This window comes from Modestobacter sp. SYSU DS0290 (genome assembly GCF_054050955.1).
This window is the reverse complement of the sequence record NZ_JBJHAI010000017.1, coordinates 1-20,080: the sequence shown is the minus strand read 5'-3', so window position 1 is coordinate 20,080 and position 20,080 is coordinate 1. Positions and strand designations below refer to the sequence as shown.

Here is a 20,080-nt window from a genome sequence, read left to right as displayed (position 1 = left end):
TCTGGGGGTCGGTCGGTGGGAAGCGGTCAGTGCTGGACATCGATGAGGACCTTCATCGACTCGGCGCGGGTGAGGCTCTCGAACGCTTCGGCCGTGCGGTCGAGCGGCACGGTTGCGCTGATCAGCTCGTCGGCGGGAATCGCCCCCCGTGCGATCAGGGTGATCGCGTGCTCGAAGTCCTCGCGCTCGTACACGCGTGCGCCGATCAGCTCGAGCTCGCGCCAGAAGACCCGGTGCAGGTCGATCGGCACGGGGCGTGGGTGGATCGCGACCATGACGACCCGGCCCCGGGTGCGGGCGTGCGCGGTGGCCTCGAGTGCCGTCGCGGCGACGCCGGCGACCTCGAACACCACGTCGGCTCCCGCATCGGCCGTGAGTTCCTGCACGCGGGAGGCGAGGTCCTCGGTGACCGGGTCGATGACGGTCGCGCCGTGCCGGGCGGCGAAGGCGCGACGGTCGGCGTTGGGCTCGCTCAGCACGACACGCGCGCCGGCCTGGGCGGCGACCAGGGCGATCAGCTGTCCGATCGGCCCGCCGCCGATGACGAGCGCGGTCTCGCCCTCCGCCAGGCGCGAGCGGCGCACGTCGTGCGAGGCGACCGCGAGCGGCTCGACGAGAGCGGCGTGCTTCAGCGACACCTCGCCGGGCAGGGGGACGACGATCGACTCGGGCACCGTCCACAGCTCCTGCATCGCGCCGGTGGTCTCGATGCCGACGAAGGCGAGGCGGTGGCAGATGTGCTGGTGGCCCGCGCGGCAGGCGGGGCACTCGCCGCACCAGTCCAGGGGCATGACGGTGACGGAGTCACCCGGGCGCACGCGCTGGACCCCGTCGCCGACGGCCTCGACGGTGCCGCTCATCTCGTGACCGATGGCCTGCGGCGGGCTCACCCGGTGGTCCATGTCGCCGTGCAGGACGTGCAGGTCGGTGCCGCAGATGCCGCAGTACGCCACGCGGATCTGCACCTGGCCTGGCTGCGGTCCCGTGACGGCGTTGTGCATCACCTCGATGCGACCCGCACCCGTGTAGGCGGCGGATCGCCCTCCGCCCGTGTACTCGCCAGCTCCCACCAGGTCCCCTCTCCGAGCGCCGTCGACACACGCGCTGCACGCTGCCGCTCGGAAAAGTGGAACACAGTTCCGTCAAAAGTTCCATCTCGCGAAACGCTGTTCCGTCTGCGTAGAGTGACCCGAGGTCGAAGCGCCGGCGCAAAGGTGCCCGGTGTCAACTCGAAGAGGAGTCCACATGCTTGCGCACAAGCGCATCGCGAGCGTCGTCGCGACTGGAGCGGTTCTCACCCTCACCCTGGCCGGCTGCGGCTCCGACTCCGGTGAGGGCGGCGGCGGGGACACCCAGGTGTTCCGCGTGGCGTTCAACCAGAACGAGGCCCACCCCCAGGCCCAGGCGATCCTCGAGCTCTCCGACAAGCTCGAGGAGCAGACCGACGGCCGCTACCGGCTCGAGCTCTTCCCGGACGGCACGCTGGGCGCGCAGGAGGCCACCATCGAGCAGGTCCAGTCGGGCACGATCGACTTCGCCTTCGTGGCCGGCTCGCTGCTCGAGAGCCTCGAGCCCGACTTCTCGGTGGTCAACCTGCCGTACGTCTACGAGTCGCCCGAGCACCAGCTCGAGGTGCTCAACGACCAGGAGATCGTCGGCGAGCTGTACGACTCGCTCTCGCAGGACAACATCGAGGTGCTCGCCGCCTACCACGGTGGTGTGCGCAACGTGTACACGGACAAGCCGGTCGAGACGCCCGACGACCTCGCCGGTCTCAAGATCCGGGTGATCGGCTCGGACACGAACGTCCGCATGATGGAGCTCATGGGCGGCGTCGGCACGCCGATGGCCCAGGACGAGGTGTACACCGCGATCCAGTCCGGCGTCATCGACGGCGGCGAGAACAACGAGCTCATCTACTCGTCGCTCTCGCACGACGAGGTCGCGCCGTACTACTCCTACACCGAGCACCTGATGATGCCCGACTACCTCATCGCGAGCCCCAACACGTGGAACTCGCTGGACGACGAGACCAGGGGGATCTTCGAGGACCTGCTCGCCGAGTCGATCGACACCGAGCTCGCCGCTTTCGACGACGCGGTCGAGACCGCGAAGACCGAGGCCGAGGAGGCCGGCGCGACGTTCGTCGAGGCGGATGCCGACGCCTTCCGTGAAGCGGTGCTCCCGCTCCACGACGAGCTGGTGACGACCGAGCGTCAGCAGCAGGTCTACGACGCCATCGAAGCCGCGCGCGGCTGACCCCGTCCGTCCCCTCCACCAGTGGGAAGTCCATGACTGTCGTCCGCCGCTGGCTCGACCGCACCCTGCGAGCCGTCTGCGTCGTCCTGTTCGCCGTGCTCGTGCTGCTCGTGGTCTGGCAGGTCTTCACCCGCCTCGTCCTGAGCGCACCGAGTGCGTGGAGCGAGGAGGCAGCGCGCTACACCTTCGTCTGGGTCAGCCTGATCGGCATTTCCATCGCGATCGGTGAGAAGGCGGACGTCGTCATGGACTTCCTCGTGGAGAAGCTGCCGGTCCTCTGGCAGCGGATCGTCGACGTCCTCGCCTACCTCGCGGTGCTCGCCTTCGTCGGCTACGTGATGATCTTCGGCGGCATCGAGCAGTCGAGGACCGCCTGGGCGCAGACCAACCCGCTGCTGCCCTTCACGCAGGGCCAGCTCTCGCTCGCGTTGCCCATCTCGGGAGCGTTGATCACCTTCTACCTGTTCCTGCACATCGCCCACGCCCTGTCCCGTGACTTCACCGGACGCGAGGGCTTCCACGAGGACCCGGGGGCAGCGACCGCATGATCGATCCACTCGTCATCGGGCTGATCCTCATCGTCGGCCTCGTCGTCCTGCTCGCTCTCGGGGCCCCGGTCTCGATCGCGATCGGTCTGCCCTCGACCGTCTGCCTCATGCTGGTGGCGGGCTTCGACAACGGCGCCATCACCTCCGCCCAGCAGATGCTCCGCGGCGCCAACTCGTTCGCCCTGCTGGCCATCCCCTTCTTCGTGCTGGCCGGCGTCATCATGAACACCGGCGGGATAGCCGAGAGGCTGGTGAACCTCGCCCGCGTGCTCGTCGGGCGCGCACCGGCTTCGCTCATGCAGAGCAACGTGATCGCCAACACGATCTTCGGCACCGTGTCCGGTTCGGCGGTGGCCACCGCGGCCGCGGTCGGCTCGACCATGACGCCGATGCTCCGGCGCAGCGGCTACGACCCCGCGATGTCGGCCGCGACGAACGTCAGCTCCGCACCGGCGGGCATGCTGATCCCGCCCAGCAACACGCTGATCATCTACTCGCTGGCCGCCGGTGGGACCTCGGTGGGGGCGCTGTTCCTCGCCGGCTACCTCCCCGGTGCCCTGTGGGCGCTGTCGTGCGCGGGCGTCGTCTACTTCTACGCGCGCCGTCACCCGGAGTTGAAGGGCCAGCCGTTCCCCGGCTGGGGCGTCTTCTTCGCCACCGTGCTGCAGGCGCTGCCCTCGCTCGGGCTCATCGTGGTGGCCATCGGCGGCATCGTCGCCGGCTTCTTCACCCCGACCGAGGGCTCGGCGATCGCGGTCGTCTACGCGCTCGTGCTGTCGTTCATCTACCGCACCATCAAGGTGCGCGACCTCGACCGGATCCTCTACGACGCCTGCCGCACGAGCGCCATCGTGATCTTCCTGATCGCGGTGTCGTCGATCATGGGCTACATCCTCACGTACGCGCGGCTGCCCCAGCTGATCGCCGAGTCGCTGTTCGGGTGGACCGACTCCAAGGTCGTCGTGCTGCTGATCATGATGCTGGTGCTCCTGGTCATCGGCATCCCGCTCGACCCGACGCCGGCGCTGCTGATCTTCGTGCCGATCTTCCTGCCGATCGCCGTCTCCTACGGCGTCGATCCCGTGCACTTCGGGATCATGATGGTCTTCAACCTGTCGATCGCCGTGATCTCGCCACCGTCTGCACCGGTGCTGTTCGTCGGCACGCAGGTGGCCAAGACGAGGCTCGAGCCGGTCATCAAGCGGATGGTGCCGTTCCTCGTCGTGCTGATCGTCATGTTGTTCATCGTCGTCTTCGTCCCCGACGTGTCGCTGTGGCTGCCTCGCCTGGCCGGCCTCGTCGAGTGACGCACCGTCCGTTCGTCCGACAACCCCTCAAGGAGACGCAGTGCCTTCGTCGATGCGCGGCCCGGCCGCCGCGGAGCAGATCCCTGGTTTCTCGCAGCAGGACCTGCGGGACCGGTTCCTGATCGAGGACCTGCTGGTCGCCGGCCGGCAGGTCACCATCCCCACGCACTACGACCGCGTGGTCGCCGTCGGCGTCGTGCCCACCGACGCCGAGATCGAGCTGACCCCCATCCCCGAGATCCGCTCGGAGTACTTCCTCGAGCACCGCGAGATCGGCATCGTGAACGTGGGTGGGCCCGGCACCATCCGGGCCGGCGGTGAGACCTACCCGATGGAGCGCGAGGCGGTGCTGTACCTCGGTCGTGGCACGCGCGACGTCGTCCTCGCCTCCGACTCCGCCGACGACCCGGCGAAGTACTACGGCTTCTCGGCGCCGGCGCACGCGGAGTACCCGTCCCAGCTGGGTCGCCCCGGCGAGGGCACGGTGCGCGAGCTCGGCGACCAGCTGACCTCCAACCGCCGGTCGCTGCGCCAGGTCATCCACGAGAACGGCATCCGCAGCTGCCAGATCGTCATGGGCGTCACGCGCCTGCACCCGGGCAACATGTGGAACACGATGCCGGCGCACACGCACGAGCGCCGTACCGAGTTCTACCTGTACTTCGACGTGCCCGAAGAGGCGCGCGTGCTGCACTTGATGGGCGAGCCGAGCGAGTCGCGCCATATGCTCGTCGCCAACGAGCAGGCGATCATGTCGCCGAGCTGGTCGATCCACTCGGGCGTCGGCTCGCAGGCCTACGCCTTCGTCTGGGCCATGGCCGGCGAGAACCAGTCGTTCGACGACATGGACCACGTGCAGATCACCGAGCTGACCTGACGAGCGAGCGGGTACACGAGATGAGCGCAAGCGGAGAAGCCAGGGTGGAGCTGCTGAGCGATCGGCGGGAGTCACCCTCGAACGCCTCGCACAAGCTGCTCCAGGTGCTCGAGGCGGCGCTGGTGCGGGAGCGCTTCACCGACATCGTCGACCACACGGGCCTGCCCAAGTCGACGGTGCACCGTCTCGTGGCGACGCTCGTGGAGGAGGGGTTCATCTCCGGGGACGCCGAGCAGGGGTACCGGGCGGGCAGGCGGTTCATGTCGTTGGCGGGCCGCGTGCTCACCGAGACCGACATCACCCGCGTCGCCCAGCCCGTGGTCGACCGCCTCGTCGCCGAAGTGGACTGCACGGTGCACGTCGGGGTCCGGGCGGGCGACGAGATGATCTACGTCATCCGCACCGACTCGTCGAAGCCCTACCGCATGCGCTCACGCGTCGGCCTGGCGATCCCGATGCACTCGACCGGCATGGGGAAAGCCGTGATGGCCACCTGGACCGACGACCAGGTGAACGACTACGCCGAGCGCACCGGGCTGCCCTCGCGCACGGCCGCGACAGTCCGGGACGCTGCCTCGCTCCGCAGCGTGCTCGACGTCGTGCGTGAGCGGGGCTTCGCCGTCGACCTGGGCGAGAACGAGGACGGCACCGTGTGCGTGGCGGCGGCGATCCGCGACAGCACGGGCCGTGCCACGCACGGACTGTCGATCTCGTCGATCGCCCTCGAGCACCCCGGGACGTCGATCGAAGGGCTCGCCCCGCAGGCCATGGCCGCCGCTGCCGAGATCTCGCGGCTGCTGGGTGCCCGCGGCGTGTGACGTGCAGCCGGCCGGCCGGATGAGCCGCTGACCTGGTGATTCGTGGTGGGGCGGGTGGGGCTCGAACCCACGACCCAGGGATTATGAGGGCGCTCAGGCGGCCTGGCCGGCACGCCGCTGGCCTGGGGATTCGGCCTGTCACCTGCGGAAACGGCCTGGTTCGACGCGCAGGCAGGGAGTGCCTGATTATCCCTGATCGCCGTAGCTCATTGGGTCAAACGTTGGGTCACGCCTCATGGTGCACCGCAGCTTTGCAGCGTTCGACACCGGTTCACGCCGGTTCCGAGTCTGGCGGGACAGCGGGAACGTCCGCCATCTCCATCTCTAGGCTCCAGACGTGCCCGAGACGCAGCTGGAGGCCACGACGCATCGAGTCGAAACGAGGTACGCGCTACCCGGACCGTTGATCCAAGAGGAGGCGCTCGGCACCAGCTACACGTTCAGCCGGGGCGATGCAACGGTCACGCTGAGGTTCCCGCGAACTCCTCGAGATTTCTATGAATCACGGGAGTCTGAGACGCCGTACGTTCCCGCGTTGTCTCCGGAGCAACCTCGACTTGAGGGCACGCCGCGAATCTGGGCCTTGAATATCATGCTAGTAGTCGTCGACATTCCGGGCTTCGGATCCATGCATGACAAGGAAACTCTACCGTTCGAAGACATCCGCGACGAGGTTGAAAAGTCGTGGTACCGCGGTGCCGAAATATCGAACCGCGAGATCACTCGATTCATGTCGTGGTTGCGCGTGGAGACGGCGCAGTCCTGGCTGGGTACAGGCGACGAGCCCTCAATGCAGTACGGTCGCAGCTACCTCCGCGATCTGGAGCAAGGCGGTCTCCTTATCGCCTTTGGTGAGGAGCAGTCGATCACGATGCGTCATGGTGAGATTGGCGCCAGCATTGAGAATCTAGAGCGCATTCGTTGCAGGCTGGACGCGGACGAGGACGTGCCGCCTGAGTTGGAGCTTTTCGCGGATGCCCGGTTTTTTGCTCGCGAATCGGACCTGGTGGACGGTCAGCGTGCGGTGCTGTCCGCAGCCATGGCCGCCGAGATCGCGACGAAGAAGGCGATACTCCGACAAACCCCAGCCGAGAAGCGTGCTGTCGTTGAGCTGCTACTCAAGACGAAGTCAAATGTTCCGGATCTCGTCTCCGATATTGCCAAGGCATCCATTGAGCGATCTTTGAAGGTGGAGGATCCAGATTTGTATCGGCAGCTTAGGGAGCTGACAGACTTGAGGAATCAGATCGTTCACACGGGCCGAAGGGTTGATCGGAACACGGCATACAGGCTGTCCTTTGCAGTCGAGAAGCTTATTGGCTGGCTCGAGTAGCGCCTGGCCGTGCGGGTTCGAGTGGTCAAGCCGCCGCCCCACTCCTCAGGGCCCGTCGTAGGCGACGCTGCGTGCATGCAGCACCGGGCAAGCCGCATAGACGGCCTAGACGGCCTAGACGGGCAGCGGTGGCCGGTCAGTCGGGCACGTAGACGCCAAGTTCGCCGAGCAGCTGGCGGCGGCGCCGCACGATCGCGTCGACCTCGGCTCGTTGCTCGGCGGAGAGGGGCACCGGGGTGGTCGCCCGCTGCACGGCCAGCGCGTACCGGCGACGCTCCTCCAGCGTGGGGTCGCCAGCCGTGGCGAAGGTGACCGGCTGCCCGTCCTCGTCGGTCAGCTGTCGAGGCGTTGAGCGCGTGCCCGGTCGACGACGTCGCATGGCTGAGGCTCCCTTCCGTGGCGGTACAGCCCACGGTGCAGAGCCCTGCCAGACCTCGTGCGGAAAGTGGCTACCGAGGCAGGCCCGCAGCCAAGCGAAGGACAAGCGCTCCGACGAGGTGAACGATCAACCACGCGTCCTCGGTGCTGGGTGATGTTGCTCCGTGCGCGTCACCCGTCGTGCTGCGGTCGGCCGATACCCAGTGCATCAACTTCTCGACTGCCTCAGTCATCGGTCCGTCGTGAGGGGCAAGTAGGCCCTTCTTCCGCGCCGACTTCGTCAGCGGGCCGAGGGCGTTGCCCTCACAACCGAGCGATGTAAGCGTCTCCTGAAGAGCAGTGCCCGCGTCGGTGATCGCGTCGGCAGGCTTGCCGTGACTGATTTCCTCGAGCGCTTCTTTGTACGCCTTCTCTGCACCCTCGAAGCCTCGGCGGCCGGAAAGTAGTCGCAGCGTCGGCTCAACGACCGCGTTATGTATCTCCTGAGAAGCGAATTCGACCATCTGGCCTTCGATCAGATCGAAGCTGATGCGGTGCTCTCTTAGGATCACCTTGACCCCATCCGAGAAGGCTGTCAAACTGTCCTGAAACTGCCAGGATCCCTTTGCTCGCTCAAGCAAAGCTTGCCGCATCGCTTCGATGCATGTTGGAACCATCTCGTCGGGGCACGTCAAGAGGTATTGAGCGAAGTCTTCGCTAGCCACCCGGCGCGCGTCGGTGAGGTAGAAGCGCCCCTCTTCGCGACAAATCAGGTTCCGGGCATGCGACGCAGTCTCGATGATCCACTCATCGGATGTGTCCGAGAACGCGTGCCACAGCTTTACGCGCGCGGGCTCCTCGAACTTCGCCGTCCAGAACGACGCCCCGGCCGCCTCTTCGCGGGCTAAGGCTTCTTGGCGCTTGCGTCGGCTGTAGAGCAAAGACGCTCCCCCTCGAACTAGGTTGCCGTCAGAGTAGATGCACGGACTGACATCTCAGCGGTGCCGAAGCCAACGCATCGACGTTGGGGACGGCGACTACGCGGCGTGGACTCCGTGGGCGCGTCGTCAGAGCGGTCGGGGATCGGCGGGCGACCATCGAGGCATGACCATCATCCACACATGCCGAGTGACCGGCTGCCAGGCCGAGGCTGTGACCGGCATCCTCGGTGCCACCCACCCGCCGATCCTCGTCTGCCAGGCGCACCTGGACGCGTTCGCGGACCGCGTGCCCTACGACTTCACGCCCGACCGCACCGGCCTCACCTTCGCGGCGCGGGACTGACCCAAGGATCCGCGTCGTGGACTTCTACGCCACCGCTGCCCAGGTCATCCCAACCCTATTTCTAGCGATGGCGTTCGAGAGCCGGGCGCTCCTGCGGCTGCCCACTTCATACGACCCTGGGGCGGACCCCGATGACCCGGCTCGGTGGAACGCCACCCAAATCATCGGGATGCTGTACTTCGTCGCTCTCATGGCGTGTGGCGAGCTGGCGGCCCTGACCGCGCTGTATCGCGACGCGGCCAGCGATCTGGCTTCTGCTCTCACCTGGCTCGGCCTCGTGGGCGGCCTGCTAGGAGTAGTGCTGCCAGTGTTGGGGCATCAGTGGCGTCTCTTGCAGCGGCACCTCAGCAGGGTAGGGAGCTGGGGGCAGGTCCTCTTCCTGGGCTTCTCCCTCCTTTGCCTGCTCGTGCTGACTGGCCGGGTCATCGGCTGGTTCGTCAACTAGATCGTCTCGCTCACGTCTACAGCCCACGCGCCCTCCGGGTCCGCTCGACGGCGGCCGTGTAGTCCGGAGCCTGGGCGACGTGCGCGTACACGGCGTCCGTGAAGGCGATGGAGCTGTGCCCCAGCCACCGGCTCACGCTGAACATGTCGTGCCCGTCTGCGAGCCACTGGCTGCCGCAGGTCGTGGAAGCGCACCCCGGTGTGGGCGTCGGCAGGCAGGCCCACGGCGGCCACCGCCGGGCGGTAGACGTTGCGGTAGAACGCTTGGGCGTTCCAGAGGTGGTCTGCGCCTGCCGAGCCATAGTCCATGCCGCCACGACCCCGGCCGGGCCACAGCGGGGCGTCGAGTTCATCCCGCCGTGGGTGAGCGGCGAGGTGCTGGCTCAGGTCGTGTAGCAGCTCGTCATCGAGGATCGGCACCCGTCGCCGGCTCCGAGTGCTCTTCGGTTCCTCGAAGACCCAGCCGGTGCCAGGCAGGTTCTTCGCAGTTCGCTCGACGCTCACCTCTCGGCGGGCCAGTCGCAGATCACGCAGGCGCAGCCCGGCTATCTCGCTCGTTCGCAGGCCGACCCCAGCAGCGAAACGGACCAACAGCCCGTAGACCGGGTCCGTCTCCGCGACCTGCGCGGCCAGGGCGGCGACCTGAGCGCGGCTGAGGAAGTGCCCCTCAACCTTCTCCCGGCCGGTGGGCAGCACCTTCGGCACCATCACGGCTTCGCAGGGGTTGCTCACGATGACGTTGTGCCGCCGCGCGTATCGGAAGGTCGCTTGTAGCGGGAAGAACGCTCGACGCACCGTCGCCGGCATCAGCGCTTCGCCGTGGGTGGTGCGGAGCCCGCGCAGCCAGAGCTCGATATCCCGGCTCGTGATGCTGTCCAGGCGGCGACTGGCGAACACCGGCAACGCGTAGTTCGCGAGGTTGCTCCGGTACTTGTCGACCGTCTGTGCACGGATCCCGCTGGTGGCGGCACTGGCGAGCCACTGCTCTGCGACGTCGGAGAACGTCACCCGCCCGGCCTGCGGATCGACGTAGGTGCCGGTTGCCTGGGCGTGGGTGACGCTCGCTCGGAACTGGCGCGCGGCGACCTCCGTTTCGAACGTCTTGCTGCGGACGCGGGCCTTCCCAGTGGTCGGGTGCACCTCGCGCCAGCGGGCCACGTAGACCGTGCCCTTGCCCCGGTGGACCTTGTAGACGCCGGGAGTGCGGGTGGGGATGCGCTGGACCATCTCAGGCCACCTCCACAGTCGAAGGGGTGGGTTCGACGGGGTCGAGGGCGGCGCTGGCCAAGTAGCCGCCGATGCTGCCGGGGTTCCACCTGGCGCGGCCGGTGGGCGTCGACACGCCTTCGTCGGTGAGAGCTGCGGCGATCCGCCGGTAGCTCGACCCGGCCGCGTGCATGGCAACGATTCGGGCCAGCAGTGCTGGGTCGATCTGGCGTGGGCGGCCGAGCCGGGTACCTCTGGCCTTGGCGGCACTGAGAGCGGCCTTCGTCCGAGCGCTGATCATCTCGCGTTCCAGTTCAGCGAAGACGGCGAGCATCTGGGCCATCGCCTTGCCGTGCGGAGTAGTCAGATCCATCCCCAGGTCCAAGACGATGAGGTCCCACTTCTGGCGGCGGGCCGTCTCGAGTACGTCGCTGGCCTGAATGACGCTTCGGCCGAGCCGGTCCATCCTCGCGACGACGAGCGCCTGCGCCTCGCCGGCTTTCAGCCGGGCGAGCGCGCGGTCGAGGGCAGGGCGGTTCCGCAGCTTGCCGCTGACGCCTTCATCGACCTCGTATCGGACCTGCCAGCCACGTCGGGTGGCCTCGTCCTCAACGGCGGTGCGCTGGGCGTCGAGGCCGAGGCCGCTGGCGACTTGTTCATCTGTCGATACGCGTAGGTAGGCGACGACGTTCACTGCTCGTCCTCGACAACGACCCAACCAACGTTGTCCGGGTCGCTGAGAGCGGTCAGCGGGTAGATGTCCACCGGCTGCCGCTCGCCGCAGCGCGGGCACTCGACCGACGTCTGCGCCTCAGCCGGGCCGGGGCCGAGGTCCACTACATCGACGTGGTGACCGCAGCCCAGCAGAGCGCGCCACCGTCGGCTGCCTGCGTCAGCCAGACCAGCAGTGCCGACTGGGTCACCAGCCGAGGCGTTCTGGGCCGTCTGGGTCGGGATGGTCGGGCGCGCGTCGGCACGGGCGGCGGCGGGTGATGTGGCGTGGCGGTGCACTGGGCCTCCTGGGGCTCCTGGGCAGTGGACCTTCAGCCTGTAGAGCGGCGACGCCGAAGTTCAGACCTTCGGCGGCAGCCACTCGAAGGGGCCGGTGGGGTGACGCCGAAGTGGGCCGAGGTCGAACCGTCCGTTTCGGCTCAGCGATGCAGCCGACCTGCTCGTCCTCGCTTGGGTGGTGGAGGCGTGGGGGAGTAGCGCGCTGGGGGAGGCCCGTCATCGCCGTCGAGCACCCGCTTCGCCGGCTCTCGCTTGGCGATGGGAGGCGGGGGCGGCTCAGCGCCGCTCGCCCAAGGGGCAGACCAGTCTTTGTCGTCCGGGGCGTGGTTCTCCAACGCGCGCTCGGCGTCTACGCGGTGTGCTTCCACCACCAGCGGGTCAGCTTCGTGCAGGTCCGCGAACGGCGCATAGGGAGTGTCGGCAGGCACCTCACCAACGACGCCGTCGAGCAACTGCTCCCATGGCTTCACTTCCAGTTCGACCGTGGTCTTGCCCTTCACGTCGGCGCGGTCGAGCAGGTCCTTCGCGGCGGCGAGCTTGACCGGGGCAGGCGTGTTCTCCTCCTGCATCAGCCGCAGGATCTGGAGCACCGCGATGTCGCTGGCGTTGGCGATGCGCTCAGCGGCCTTACGACGCACCTGTGGAGCGGACCCGCCGTGCTTGTGACAGACCGCAGCGCCCTTCACGGGTGCGAGCCGACACGGGTTCCCGTGGCGGTTCCTTGCTACGCACTTCCCCGGCTCGGGCAACAGCCCAAGTTCCTTCCGCCGCGTTCGATTGCCCTTACTCATGAGGTCCCTCTCTCGTGAAGTCCGTGCCTGGTCCGTTGCACTACTGAGTCCGGCCCGCGTGGTGGGTCCCCGCCCCTAAAGGGACGGGGGCGGGGGGACCCACCCCCGCTGCAGGGGCCACGGGACCCGAGTCCGCTGGGCCGGCCTCGGCGGGACCCACCTGGGACCAGAGTCCCGGACCCACTTGCTGCCACCGCCCGGGACCCATCCACGGGACCCGATATGGGCGCTCGCCAAAGCGGCATCACGACTGATTCGCTTCGGCCACGAAGACCTTCCAAGCCGCTCGCGCGTCGGCTGCTCGACACTTGAAGCCGTCCGCTCGGAGACGGTCGAGGGCCTGGCGCTGGCTCGTCTTCGCCGGGTCGATTGCCGGCTCCAAGCCGTGGAAGGCAGCCACGCAGTCGCGGACCTTCTCGTCCAGATGAGTGGCGCTAGACGCAAGATCGCCACCCGAGACGGGTGCGGGCTGGCTCGGCCTCTGCGGGATGTGCCTGAGCGGGTCTGCCTCCCGCACCAGGCGTAGGTCGTCCACCGCATGCCGCTTGCGGCCGTGGGTTCGGACGAGACGTACGCGGCCGCTGCCCGCCTTCTCGACCCGCCAGATCGTGTCCACGTCGTCCTGCTTCGTGGACGACCCACGCGGGCTGCTGCCGTCCTTGCCCGCGTGGTCGATCACCACCACAGCCACGCCGAGGCGCTTGAGCGGCAGGAGGGTGTGCCGGTAGAACGCGGCCCCGGTGAAGGACTTGTCTTCCTCGCCTTCCAGAAGCTTCGACTGCGTGTCCAGCACGACGAGCCGGGCACCGCGTTCCTGAACGACGCGCAACAGCTCAGCGCCACCGGCTGCCGTGTCGAGCGGCGGCCACGATTGCAAGCTGAACCAGTGCAGGGACGACCAGTCATCGTCCGGGCCGTAGCCCATGTCCGAGAGCCGCGTCCTCCAGTCGTCCGGGGTGTTCTCCTGGTCGACGTAGACGACTGAAACCGATTCGCCGGTCACCTTTCCGAGCGCCCCACGGCCGGTGGCAAGACCCGCCGCGCACTCGAGCATCAGCAAGCTCTTGCCGACCTTGGCTTGGGCGTAGACGCGCGTAACTTCGCCGTCGGCAATCAGCGGGTCGACGAGGTAGCGGATGGGCGTGGGCTCGGTAGCCCAGAAGTCGGCCCAGTCGACCGACTGAATGCCACCCGGCAGTTGCTCTGCCTCTTCGTCCGTGGCCTGCTCGACCCACGGGTCTGCCCGGTCCAGCGCCGCCGCGAAGTCCGCGGCGGTCTTGCCGTACTTGACGAAGAAGTCGCTGATGTCCTCCTTGTCTGCGAGGCCGAGATCCGCGACAGCCACCCGGCAGCCCACCGCAGCCAGCGCGGTCGCGAGCTTCACTGCCCCGGCTCGGCCCGAGTCGTCGCAGTCGAACGCGATGACGACTTCTCGGCCGCGCAACGGTTCGAGCAGTTCTGCGGCCGGTGGCTGGCCCGCCCCGCCCGTTGTCGCCACCGCGTTAAAGCCGCGCTCGGCCGCCACCAGGGCGTCCCATTCGCCTTCACACAGCACGACCCGGATGTCGTCGCGCAGACCGAGAGGCGCGAACAGACGGCCTCGACCCCCTGGCCGTTGCAGCCACTTCCGATGTGACCCCGTTGCTGGACAGAACTCGACGTCCACCAGCTCGCCAGTGCGGAGGTCGCGGATCGGCAGCGTGTACCGCTCCCGATGTGCGTCATACCCCAGGTCCGCCTGAATCAGCGTGGCTTCACCGATGCCACGCCACTGGCTGACGTCTTGGATCTGCTCCTCGCTGATGGCCCAGACGAAGCGGTCAACGGCGTCCTGATCCGGCACAGCGACGAGTCGCCTGCTCTGCCTTCGCCGGCTCGCCAGCGGCCGGGTCTGCTCGGGCCTTTGGTCGCCAGAAGCGGGCGCAGGCGGGTTGCTGCCACGCACTACTTTCTCGGGCACCCGGCGGGCCAGCAGGGCGGGGCGCAGGGCCGACCAGTCGCAGCCACCATCTGCGCCGCCGTGGCACGTGACCACCGCCAGCCCGTCATCGCCGACACCCACGCTGAGCGATGCGTGCTGGTCGCTGTGGGCCGGGCAGCGAGCGCTCCACTGCGGATACCAACCCGTGACGCCGTCCAGCCGGTCGAGGAACTGCTGCAGGCGCAAGGGCACCGCCTGAGCGGCGGTCATCGGCGGTCTCGCTTGGGCTGGCGCACGATCCGTACCGCGCCGTCGTTCACGGTGGCCGCGATGTCTTCGTCGGCCCACCGCTGCCACTGAATGCGCTCCGCGCGGTTGTCCGCTTCGCCGTAGATCGCCAGGCGCGCTTCCTCGCGGAGAAGGTCGATTGGCATCGAGCGATCGTGCGTTATCTCGACCCAGCGTGCAACGAGATCACGAATGGTCGACGGTGCGCTGAAAGGTGCTGGCGCGATCTCATGAGATCCGCGCACCAGCAAGATTTCTCGTCGGGTGACCGCAGAACCGGGCTGGGCCAGCGCATGTGCTTGCGGTAGCGTTCTTGTTGCCATCGGGACGCCTCCTTGGTTGGCGCAAAGAGCCGGGCAGCAGGAGCCGTGAAACTGCCGCTGCCCGGCTCTTCGTCTGGTCTGTCAGATCGGGAAATGCGGCGGTAGCAGCGTCGGGTAGCGGTCGTAGAGAACGTTCAAGACGTCCTCGGGGTGGTCCCTGACGTAGAGCTCCGACTCGTACGTCTTCGTGATCGACACCAACAGCTGACTGAGCCGCATCTCCTCGCGGCGCAGCTTGTCCCGTTCCTGGCGCGCTTCCTTGGTGGTCATCTCACGCCGCCGCATCCGGGCGAGCAGGTTGCCGACCGAATCCACGTGTTGGGTGGCGGCCACCGCCAGTTCGCCGGCTTCCTCGTTGAGCGCCCGCATGTTCTTGTCCGCCCCACGGGCGATCGGGGTTGTGACCTCGGCGATCAGTCGCTCCAGTTCCATCCGTGCCGCTCGCTCCTGAGCGCTGTTCAGGAAGAGCTGCTGGTCGATTGCGACCCGGGCTTGGGCGGGGGTTCGGTTCGGCATGTCAGCGGTCCAATCCGTACTCGGCGGCCAGGTCTGCGGTGCCTTCTTCGTCGAGAGCGGCCAAGCGCTTCTCGCGGTCACGCAGAACCAGCAGTTCGTCGTCCGTTGCCGTCAGCGCATCGCGGAGTCGAGTCAGCTCTGCTTCCAGTGCACGGAGATTCGGCGTGTACGTCACTTGACGGCCTCCATCGGTCCATCGGCTTGCTCGTCTTCCTGCTGCGCCAGTGAAAACGCGCCCGCCAGGAGGAGGCGGAAGAACTCCGAGTAGCCGACGTTCATCAGTCGGCAGAACTGGTCGACTCGGCGGCGGTCGTAGTCGGTGAGGATGATTTTGATCGCCGCATTCGCCTGGGGTGGTCTTCCCTTGGGTCGAATCATCGAATGCCTCCCTGGTTGTGCCCGGATGGTTTGTTGTCCGGTTAACCCAGTACACAGAGGGATGGCTTTACTGGGCAGGAAAACTCCGCGAGCACTTCCGTCCACCGTGCGACCGCGTATTGAGAGACGAATCCTGGGATGCTCGTCACCCGCGCTGCCGTGTGGAGGCGGCAGCGCGGGTGACAGGCGGGGCTCAGCCGATCTGGCGCGCCACGTAGGCGAGGACGGCACTACGCGGGGTGCGGGCGGCGCCGCGCACCTTGACCGTGGGCAGGTCGCCGGCCGCACGCATGCGGCGGACGGTCACGCGAGAGACCCCGAGGTACTCGGCGGCTCGCTCGTCGGACCACAACGGGTCGTCGGCGCGGGGCTTGGTGGAAGTGGTGGGCATGGCTGCTCCTTGGCGGAGTGCCGGTGCAGTGCCCTAGAGACAGCGAAGGCCGGTCGGGCACACACCGACGCTTGTCGGATGTGCCACTGACCGGCCAGGGGTAAGGCGTCGAGGACCCGCCGAAATGCCCGGCCGCTGTTCGCCCTCGCGATCAATCACCAGCGGCGCGGTTTCGACCAAGTCAGTCTCGAGCAGCGTTCGCGCAGCGGTGCAGTCCGTACGGGACAGCGGTGCACCCATCCTGACCCACGGACCACCCGGGCAGCAAGAGCCAGCAGGGAGGGGCAGCGATGGACAGATCGGGTCTGAGCGCCCGGCTGCGGCCACGTCTTGGCCTAAGCGTTGGCCCAGGGCATCGAACCACCGGTGCGGTGGCTGGCAGCAGGGCCGCTGACCTGGTGATTCGTGGTGGGGCGGGTGGGGCTCGAACCCACGACCCAGGGATTATGAGTCCCATGCTCTGACCGGCTGAGCTACCGCCCCAGGGCGTTCACGCTAGCGGTCGCCCTCAGCCGCCCAGCACGGTGCTGCCCAGCACGGTCCCCTCGGCGTCGAGGGCCTCCACGGCCAGGTACCCCGGGTCGCCGTCCACCGGGATCGCCGTCTCGAAGCCGGTACGCCGCACCGGGTCGCCGGCCACCGCGCTCGCCTCGTCGTCCCCGGTCACCAGCCGCCACGACGCCACCTCCGTGGCGCCGTTCCAGCTGACGTGCACGCGTCCGTCGGCGAGCACCGCGTCCGGGGAGGTGGTCGGGCGGCCGGTCCACTCCGCCCGGTAGGTCCGGTAGTTGTCGCCGCCGCCCAGTGCCGCGTCGTAGCGCAGCGTGCCGTCCGCGGCGAACTCCGAGTAGAACGGCCGCGAACCCCACCCGATGAGGACGTCGCCGTCCGGCAGCTGCTGGAAGCTGCCCTGGCTGCCGGCCAGCCGGTCGGGGTCGGGCGGCAGGTACTCGGTGACCACGGTGGCGGTCATCGCCTCCTCGTCGAGGGCCAGCCGCAGTCCGCGGGACATCGGGCCGACGTCCGGCTCGGACTGGTTGTCGAACAGGGTGAGCGTGCCGTCGGCCTGGCGTTCGGCGTCGTGCTGCCAGGCGAACTCCACGCCGTCGGCGAGATCGAAGTCGCTCGCCTCGCCGCCGAGGGTCCACTGGACCTCGCCGGTGCCGCGCGCGACGTCGTAGACCGCCCAGGTGTTGCGCGCGGAGACCAGCAGCGACCCGTCGGCGTCCTCGGCGACCGAGTTGACGTGGAACCAGTCGAAGGGCTTCTCCTCGGTGCCGCCGTCCTCCGGCAGCTCGCTCCTGGTCTGCTCCAGCGGCACGTGGTCCAGGGCGCGCCACTCGAAGACGACCTCGCCGGTGGCGACGTCGACCTCCTGGACGACGCCGTCCCAGATCCAGCCGTCCTCCGGGCCGCCCACCGGCCTGAGGTCGTGCTCCTGCTTGACGTAGGCGGTCAGCAGCATCGTCCCCCGGTCGGTCAGCCGGCCCTCGTGGAAGTCGGCCTGGCCGGGATCGAGGTCGCCGCCGGTCGTGACCGTGCCGATCTCCTCGTAGGACTCGTCGACGAGCACGAACTCCCCGGCCCCCAGGCCGACGACGGGGCTCTCGCCGCGCCACCAGGTGAGCACCGGCTCGCCGCGCAGGTCCTGGACCCGGACGTCGTAGGCGCGCCCGTCGGTGGGGTGGACCCACACCGGCTCCCCGGCGTCGTCGACGACCAGCACCCCGGTGAGCGGTGCGCCCTCGCTCTTGGGCCCCAGGAACACCAGGGACCCGTCGGGGGAGCGGGTCGGCCCGCGCTGGTCGATCTCCAGGTCGGGGGCGACGAGGTCGGGCTGGCTCACGAACTCCAGCGCCGGACCGGTGCTCGCCGCCGCTTCCGGGGTTGCCTCCTCACCGCCGCCGCAGGAGGTCAGCAGCAGTGCGAGGCACGCTCCCGCTGCGATCGGCCGGCGGCGTCCGCGGTGCATCTCTGGAGGATCTCAGGACCGCGCAACTCGAACGCTCGCCGCAATCCCGATCGGGCTGTCGGGCCGCCACTAGCCTGGGCCAGGTGCGTCCAGAGGAGTCAGGCAGTTCCACGGTCCCCGTCCCCGACGGAGGCCTCCGCACCGCGCCCGGTCACGTGGCCCGCGGCCTCGTGATGGGTGCCGCGGAGGTGGTGCCGGGCGTCAGCGGCGGGACCGTCGCCCTGGTCCTCGGGGTCTACGAGCGGCTGATCGACGGCGCCGGCCACGTGGTCACCGCGCTGCGGTTCGCCGTCACCGGCCGGGTCGCCGACGCACGGGCGGAGATCGGGCGCGCCCACTGGTGGACCATCCTGCCGCTGCTGGCGGGCATGGCCGTCGCCGTCCTGGTCGGCGCCCGGGTGCTGGAGCCGCTGATCGAGGACCACCCCGTGGGTGCGCGGGCGGTGTTCTTCGGCATGGTGCTGTTCTCCATCGTCGCCCCGGCCCGGATGGTCGGGCGCTGGGCCACCCGCGACGTCGTCGTGGCCGTGCTGGCCGCCGTCGCCGCCTTCCTGCTCACCGGCCTGCCGCCCGGCGGTGAGGCGGACCCACCGCTGCCGGTGGTGGTGCTCGCCGCCGCCGTCGCGATCTGCGCCCTCGTGCTGCCTGGCATCTCCGGCTCGTTCATCCTGCTGACCATCGGCCTGTACGGCCCCACCCTGGCGGCGGTCAACTCCCGCGACCTCGGCTACGTGGGCGCCTTCGCCCTCGGTGCCGCGCTCGGGCTCGGGCTGTTCGTCAAGGCACTCCAGGCGGCGCTGCGCTCCCACCACGCCCTGACGCTGGCGCTGATGACCGGCCTGATGGTCGGCTCGCTGCGCGCCCTGTGGCCGTGGCAGACCGAGGAGCGCGCGCTGCTGTCGCCCGACGACGGGGCCCTCGCCATGGCCGCGCTGGCCCTCGGTGCCGGTCTGCTCGTCGCCCTCGCGCTGACCGTGCAGACCCGGTTGAACCGGCGTGCCCAGGCGCAGGCCCTGGCGCGGCACCGGGCCTGACCGGCAGACTCCTCGCAGGGCCTCCCAGCGCCCCGGACGTGCGGCAGTGTCCACATCGTGGGATGGACACTTTCTGCCCTGATCGTCCACTTCGCGCTGCAAAAGCCGTGGTCGTCGCCCACCTCACTCGTCCCACTGGACACATCAGGCCCCAGGCGTCTCGTTCGCCTCAGATCGCACTGGCGCGGTGCGTGATCGGTCGGGCAGACTGACGACCGGTTGCTCCTGGAGCCGCCGTAGTGCGAACGCAGTGCCACCGAGCACGACAGGTCCGTTGGGGAAGACGAACCAGTCGAGTCGATGGAGGTGCGCCGTGCAGCGACGGTCAACCCAGGGTGTCGTCTTCGTGCACGCGTGCCCGAAGGCGTTGTGCCAGCACGTCGAATGGGCGCTCGAGCGCGTCATCGGCGCGCCGGTGTCTTTGACGTGGGCTGACCAGCCCGTGGCGCACGGCTCCTACCGTGCCGAGATCGCCTGGACGGGCGCTCCCGGCACCGGAGCCAAGCTGGTGGCTGCCCTCAAGCAGTGGCCGATGCTGCGCTTCGAGGTGACCGAGGAAGCCAGCCACGGCAACGACGGCGAGCGCATGTCCTACGTGCCCGGACACGGGGTGCACCGCGCGCCGGTCAGCGCCAACGGCGACCTGGTCATCAGCGAGCAGCAGCTCCGGCACCTCGCGGCCACCGCCACCTCGGTCGAGGCCTTCCGCCACGGCGTCGACCAGCTGCTCGGTGCGGCCTGGGACGCCGACCTCGAGGCCTACCGGTACGCCGGCGACGCCGCCCCGGTGACCTGGCTGCACCAGGTCGTCTGAGCGCCGCTCCCGGCTCCTGGGCGGCGCCCCGACTCGACCGCCGTCCCGCCGCACGCACACGGCCCGGCACCCGCTGAGGGTGCCGGGCCGTTCGTCGTCCTGGCTCACCGTGGGGGGGGGGGGGGGGGGGGGGGGGGCGGGGGGTGGGGGGGGGGCGGGGGGCGGGCGCGGGCGGCGGGGGGGGGGGGGGGGGGGGGGGGGGGGGGGG

Annotated in this window: 23 protein-coding genes and 1 tRNA gene; 10 read left to right on the top strand and 14 right to left on the bottom strand. The window is 68.8% G+C overall.

The features are described 5' to 3' along the window. Positions 1–26 precede the first annotated feature (26 nt). On the bottom strand, positions 27–965 hold the full coding sequence (locus ACI795_RS14270) for a zinc-dependent alcohol dehydrogenase (protein ID WP_457076198.1): 939 nt from the start codon (positions 963–965) through the stop codon (positions 27–29). 280 nt (positions 966–1,245) lie between these two features. Between ACI795_RS14270 and ACI795_RS14265 the strand changes: the two genes are divergently transcribed. The 6 genes from ACI795_RS14265 (at position 1,246) to ACI795_RS14240 (ending at position 7,142) form a co-directional block, all read left to right on the top strand. Next, positions 1,246–2,259, top strand: coding sequence for a TRAP transporter substrate-binding protein (locus tag ACI795_RS14265; protein WP_457076197.1), 1,014 nt, complete (start codon positions 1,246–1,248; stop codon positions 2,257–2,259). 32 nt (positions 2,260–2,291) lie between these two features. Further along, positions 2,292–2,807: a TRAP transporter small permease gene (locus tag ACI795_RS14260; RefSeq protein ID WP_457076196.1), complete on the top strand. Its 516-nt coding sequence runs from the start codon at positions 2,292–2,294 to the stop codon at positions 2,805–2,807. Further along, positions 2,804–4,114 (top strand): TRAP transporter large permease, encoded by a 1,311-nt coding sequence (locus tag ACI795_RS14255; RefSeq protein WP_457076195.1) that lies wholly within the window; start codon positions 2,804–2,806, stop codon positions 4,112–4,114. The genes ACI795_RS14260 and ACI795_RS14255 overlap by 4 nt, the downstream gene beginning before the upstream one ends. A 40-nt stretch (positions 4,115–4,154) precedes the next feature. Beyond that, complete coding sequence (kduI, locus tag ACI795_RS14250) at positions 4,155–4,991, top strand: 5-dehydro-4-deoxy-D-glucuronate isomerase (RefSeq protein ID WP_457076194.1); 837 nt, start codon at positions 4,155–4,157, stop codon at positions 4,989–4,991. 44 nt (positions 4,992–5,035) lie between these two features. Next, positions 5,036–5,809 (top strand): IclR family transcriptional regulator, encoded by a 774-nt coding sequence (locus ACI795_RS14245; RefSeq protein ID WP_457076193.1) that lies wholly within the window; start codon positions 5,036–5,038, stop codon positions 5,807–5,809. 337 nt (positions 5,810–6,146) lie between these two features. After that, a complete protein-coding gene (locus ACI795_RS14240; protein ID WP_457076192.1) occupies positions 6,147–7,142 on the top strand; it encodes a hypothetical protein in 996 nt (331 codons plus the stop codon). Between the two features lie 136 nt (positions 7,143–7,278). On the opposite strand, the gene ACI795_RS14235 is transcribed toward ACI795_RS14240, so the two are convergent. Beyond that, the gene (locus tag ACI795_RS14235; protein ID WP_457076191.1) at positions 7,279–7,521 is read right to left on the bottom strand and encodes a hypothetical protein; all 243 of its coding nucleotides are present in this window, start codon (positions 7,519–7,521) and stop codon (positions 7,279–7,281) included. 70 nt (positions 7,522–7,591) lie between these two features. Next, positions 7,592–8,440, bottom strand: coding sequence for a hypothetical protein (locus tag ACI795_RS14230; RefSeq protein ID WP_457076190.1), 849 nt, complete (start codon positions 8,438–8,440; stop codon positions 7,592–7,594). A 163-nt stretch (positions 8,441–8,603) separates the two neighbouring features. Here ACI795_RS14230 and ACI795_RS14225 point away from each other — a divergent pair, with 163 nt between their 5' ends. Both ACI795_RS14225 and ACI795_RS14220 read left to right on the top strand, forming a co-directional pair. After that, complete coding sequence (locus tag ACI795_RS14225; protein WP_457076189.1) at positions 8,604–8,783, top strand: hypothetical protein; 180 nt, start codon at positions 8,604–8,606, stop codon at positions 8,781–8,783. 16 nt (positions 8,784–8,799) lie between these two features. Beyond that, positions 8,800–9,228: a hypothetical protein gene (locus ACI795_RS14220; protein WP_457076188.1), complete on the top strand. Its 429-nt coding sequence runs from the start codon at positions 8,800–8,802 to the stop codon at positions 9,226–9,228. Here the strand turns inward: ACI795_RS14220 and ACI795_RS14215 are convergent. The 11 genes from ACI795_RS14215 to ACI795_RS14165 form a co-directional block, all read right to left on the bottom strand. Further along, the gene (locus ACI795_RS14215) at positions 9,225–10,454 is read right to left on the bottom strand and encodes a tyrosine-type recombinase/integrase (RefSeq protein WP_457076187.1); all 1,230 of its coding nucleotides are present in this window, start codon (positions 10,452–10,454) and stop codon (positions 9,225–9,227) included. The genes ACI795_RS14220 and ACI795_RS14215 overlap by 4 nt on opposite strands. A gap of 1 nt (position 10,455) precedes the next feature. Further along, positions 10,456–11,127, bottom strand: coding sequence for a recombinase family protein (locus ACI795_RS14210; protein WP_457076186.1), 672 nt, complete (start codon positions 11,125–11,127; stop codon positions 10,456–10,458). Between the two features lie 457 nt (positions 11,128–11,584). After that, on the bottom strand, positions 11,585–12,130 hold the full coding sequence (locus tag ACI795_RS14205) for a hypothetical protein (RefSeq protein WP_457076185.1): 546 nt from the start codon (positions 12,128–12,130) through the stop codon (positions 11,585–11,587). A 349-nt stretch (positions 12,131–12,479) separates the two neighbouring features. Beyond that, positions 12,480–14,426, bottom strand: a complete 1,947-nt coding sequence (locus tag ACI795_RS14200; protein WP_457076184.1) for an AAA family ATPase — start codon at positions 14,424–14,426, stop codon at positions 12,480–12,482. Then, on the bottom strand, positions 14,423–14,767 hold the full coding sequence (locus tag ACI795_RS14195; protein WP_457076183.1) for a hypothetical protein: 345 nt from the start codon (positions 14,765–14,767) through the stop codon (positions 14,423–14,425). Before ACI795_RS14195 ends, ACI795_RS14200 begins: the two co-directional genes overlap by 4 nt. Positions 14,768–14,848: 81 nt before the next feature. Further along, the gene (locus tag ACI795_RS14190) at positions 14,849–15,283 is read right to left on the bottom strand and encodes a hypothetical protein (protein WP_457076182.1); all 435 of its coding nucleotides are present in this window, start codon (positions 15,281–15,283) and stop codon (positions 14,849–14,851) included. A gap of 1 nt (position 15,284) precedes the next feature. Beyond that, complete coding sequence (locus ACI795_RS14185) at positions 15,285–15,458, bottom strand: hypothetical protein (RefSeq protein ID WP_457076181.1); 174 nt, start codon at positions 15,456–15,458, stop codon at positions 15,285–15,287. Next, the gene (locus ACI795_RS14180; RefSeq protein ID WP_457076180.1) at positions 15,455–15,661 is read right to left on the bottom strand and encodes a hypothetical protein; all 207 of its coding nucleotides are present in this window, start codon (positions 15,659–15,661) and stop codon (positions 15,455–15,457) included. The genes ACI795_RS14185 and ACI795_RS14180 overlap by 4 nt, the downstream gene beginning before the upstream one ends. A 193-nt stretch (positions 15,662–15,854) precedes the next feature. Further along, positions 15,855–16,052: a helix-turn-helix domain-containing protein gene (locus tag ACI795_RS14175; protein WP_457076179.1), complete on the bottom strand. Its 198-nt coding sequence runs from the start codon at positions 16,050–16,052 to the stop codon at positions 15,855–15,857. 406 nt (positions 16,053–16,458) lie between these two features. Further along, positions 16,459–16,535 (bottom strand) — tRNA-Ile (locus tag ACI795_RS14170). A gap of 25 nt (positions 16,536–16,560) precedes the next feature. Then, entirely contained in the window at positions 16,561–18,024 is a 1,464-nt protein-coding gene (locus ACI795_RS14165; protein WP_457076178.1) for an arylsulfotransferase family protein, read from the bottom strand. Between the two features lie 155 nt (positions 18,025–18,179). Between ACI795_RS14165 and ACI795_RS14160 the strand changes: the two genes are divergently transcribed. Together ACI795_RS14160 and ACI795_RS14155 are read left to right on the top strand one after the other, a co-directional pair. Then, positions 18,180–19,058, top strand: a complete 879-nt coding sequence (locus tag ACI795_RS14160; RefSeq protein ID WP_457076177.1) for a DUF368 domain-containing protein — start codon at positions 18,180–18,182, stop codon at positions 19,056–19,058. A gap of 313 nt (positions 19,059–19,371) precedes the next feature. Then, positions 19,372–19,872: a DUF3145 domain-containing protein gene (locus ACI795_RS14155; RefSeq protein ID WP_457076176.1), complete on the top strand. Its 501-nt coding sequence runs from the start codon at positions 19,372–19,374 to the stop codon at positions 19,870–19,872. Positions 19,873–20,080: the final 208 nt, after the last annotated feature.